This is a genomic window from Saccharopolyspora rectivirgula DSM 43747 (genome assembly GCF_000497205.1).
In the GTDB taxonomy this organism is placed as follows: Bacteria; Actinomycetota; Actinomycetes; order Mycobacteriales; family Pseudonocardiaceae; genus Saccharopolyspora; species Saccharopolyspora rectivirgula.
In genome coordinates, this window is sequence record NZ_AYJW01000121.1 from 1 (window position 1) to 2843 (window position 2843).

At 67.9% G+C, this 2843-nt stretch carries 3 protein-coding genes and 1 pseudogene; 3 read left to right on the top strand and 1 reads right to left on the bottom strand.

Annotated elements, in window-relative coordinates:
• Positions 1-315 (top strand): 3-hydroxyacyl-CoA dehydrogenase family protein (locus SREC43747_RS0119025; protein ID WP_029722968.1); only part of this gene is annotated, 315 nt, incomplete at its 5' end.
• Positions 316-366: 51 nt separating this feature from the next.
• Here SREC43747_RS0119025 and SREC43747_RS0119030 read toward each other — a convergent pair.
• The gene (locus SREC43747_RS0119030; protein ID WP_029722969.1) at positions 367-1014 is read right to left on the bottom strand and encodes a GntR family transcriptional regulator; all 648 of its coding nucleotides are present in this window, start codon (positions 1012-1014) and stop codon (positions 367-369) included.
• 121 nt (positions 1015-1135) lie between these two features.
• On the opposite strand from SREC43747_RS0119030, the gene SREC43747_RS0119035 reads away from it, so the two are divergent.
• Entirely contained in the window at positions 1136-2320 is a 1185-nt protein-coding gene (locus tag SREC43747_RS0119035) for a CaiB/BaiF CoA transferase family protein (protein WP_029722970.1), read from the top strand.
• Positions 2317-2843: pseudogene (locus SREC43747_RS20030) on the top strand (acyl-CoA dehydrogenase family protein); the annotation flags it as partial. The gene SREC43747_RS0119035 and the pseudogene SREC43747_RS20030, both read left to right, overlap by 4 nt.

Below are 2843 nucleotides of genomic sequence, written 5' to 3' on the forward strand. Positions count from 1 at the left end.
CGCGCCAAGGACCGCTCCGGTTTCGTGGTGAACGCGTTGCTCGTGCCGTACTTGCTGTCGGCGATCCGGATGTACGAGAGCGGGTTCGCCTCCGCCGAGGACATCGACAACGGGATGGTTCTCGGCTGCGCCCACCCGATGGGTCCGCTGCGCCTCTCCGACCTGGTCGGACTGGACACGCTCAAGGCGATCGCCGACTCGATGTACGCCGAGTACGGCGAGCCGCAGTACGCGGCTCCGCCGCTGCTGCGCCGGATGGTCGAGGCCGGCCTGAAGGGCAAGAAGTCCGGTCGCGGCTTCTACGAGTACAAGTAGTCCGCGCGGCGGGCGGGTTCCTCCCGGGGCTCGCCCGCCCGGTCTGGCGCGCTACTCCGGGCAGATCGTGTTCCGCAGCGCTGCCACGGCGTGCTGGCGGTGCTCGTTCAGCAGGCGCACCAGGTCTTCGGCGTTGTGCGTGGTCGCGGCGTGGAGGATCGCGTCGTGCTCCCGGCGCACCCGTTCCCGGTTGGTGTCGGCGTTGTAGTACACCGCCCGGTACGCGTCGGTGGCGTCCCACAGGGTGCGCACCACCCGCATCAGCCGAGGCATGCCCGCCGGTTCCAGCAGCGCGAAGTGGAAGCGCCGGTTGGCCGCGATCATGCTTCCCAGGTCGCCGCTGGTGGCGGCGGCTTCGACGGCGTCGTGCGCTTCGGTGATCAGCTTCAGGTCGGTGTCGGTGTACCGGTGGGCTGCGATCCGGGCTGCTTCTGACTCGAGCAGTTCCCGCATGCGGTAGACCTCCTGGAGGTCCTCCAGGGACAGCTCGGCCACCGAGTAACCGCGGTGCGGCCGGTAGACGACTTGGCCTTCGGCTTCCAGGATTTTCAGCGCTTCTCGCAGCGGCACTCGACTGACGCCCAGCTGCTGGGCGACCGCGTCCTGCCGGATCGGTTGGCCCGGTGCCAGCTGGCCGGAAACGATTGCTCTGCGGAGTTCACCGAGGACGAATTCCTGGGTGGTCGGCGGGCGGTGCATGGGATCTCCGAAGGGTTGACCGAAGACCAGACGACTGTATATTGGATCCAAAATATGGAGTGACGCAAGCCACTGCCAGGGTGGCGGTGATGCCTGGCCGGCGGATGTGCGGAGGGCGCGAATGGATCCAACGCTGCCGATGGAAGGCGTGGTCGTTGCCGACTTCAGCAGGGTGCTGGCCGGGCCTTACGCGACGATGCTGCTCGCCGACCTCGGCGCGACGGTGATCAAAGTGGAGCGCCCGGGGACCGGGGACGACACCCGCTCGTGGGGGCCGCCCTGGACCGAACGCAGCTCCTCGTACTTCGAGTCGGTCAATCGGAACAAGCGCAGCATCACGCTCGACCTGGCGGACCCGGAAGACCAGAAGAAGGCGCACGAACTCGTCCGCCGGGCCGATGTGCTGGTGGAGAACTTCCGCTCCGGCGCGCTCGCCCGCTACGGGCTGGACTACGAGAGCGCCAGCGCGATCAACCCCGGTCTCGTCTACACCTCGATCTCCGGTTTCGGCAGCGCCGACGGCGCGGAGTTGCCCGGGTACGACTTCGTGGTCCAAGCGGTGGGCGGTTTGATGAGCATCACCGGCAGCCCCGACGGTCCGCCCACCAAAGTCGGGGTGGCCCTCGTCGACGTGCTCACCGGGAAGGACGCGGCTCTGGGCATCATGGCCGCGCTGCGGCACCGGGACCAAACCGGACGGGGGCAGCACATCGAGGTCAACCTGCTCTCCAGCTTGCTGGGATCGCTGGTGAACCAGATGAGCTCGCTGCTGACCACGGGCGTCCCGCCGCGCCGGATGGGCAACCAGCACCCGAGCATCGCGCCCTACGAGGCACTGCGCTGCCAAGACGGTCTGCTGGCCGTCGCCGTGGGGAACGACTCCCAGTTCCGCAAGCTGACCGAGGTGCTCGAGCTGCCCGGGATGGCGGACGACCCGCAGTTCAGCACCAACGCCCAGCGGGTGGCCAACCGCACCGAGCTGGTCTCCCGCCTGGAGGAAGCGCTCAGCTCCCGAACGGTCTCGGATTGGCAGGCCCGGTTGCAGGGAGCGGGCATCGCCTGCGGACCGGTCAACGATCTGGCCCAAGCGGTGCGCTACGCCGAGCAGCTCGGGTTGCGCCCGCTCGTCGATCCCGGTGGCGGTGCCGCGGCACAGGTGCGCACCCCGATCGATTTCTCCTCCTTCACCCCAGTTCACCCGGTGCCGCCCCCTGAACTGGGGGAGCACACCGAAGAAGTGCTCCGCTGGCTGGAACGGCCGGAACAGCAGCTGCCCCCGATCGAATCGAGGAGGACCTCGTCATGAGCACCAGTGCAGCCAAATTCGACCCGCGGGATCCACTGGGGATCGACGCCGAGTTCACGCCCGAGCAGTTGGCGATCCGGGACAGCATCCGGGCGTTGTGCCGGGACCACGTGCAACCGCACATCGCCGAGTGGTTCGAGCGCGGGGAATTCCCGCAGGCCCGGGAAATCGCCCGTGAACTGGGCAAATTGGGCGTGCTCGGCATGCACCTGGAAGGCTACGGTTGTGCCGGCATGTCCGCAGTGGACTACGGAATCGCCTGCGAGGAATTGGAGTCCTGCGACTCCGGGCTGCGTTCCCTGGTGTCCGTCCAGGGGTCCCTCGCGATGTTCGCCATCTGGCGCTGGGGCTCGGAGGAGCACAAGCAGCAATGGTTGCCGAAGATGGCTGCGGGCGAGGCGATCGGCTGCTTCGGGTTGACCGAGCCCGATCACGGCTCCGACCCCGCCTCGATGCGGACGGTGGCCCGCAAGGACGGGTCCGACTGGGTCCTCAACGGCCAAGATGTGGATCACCAACGGGA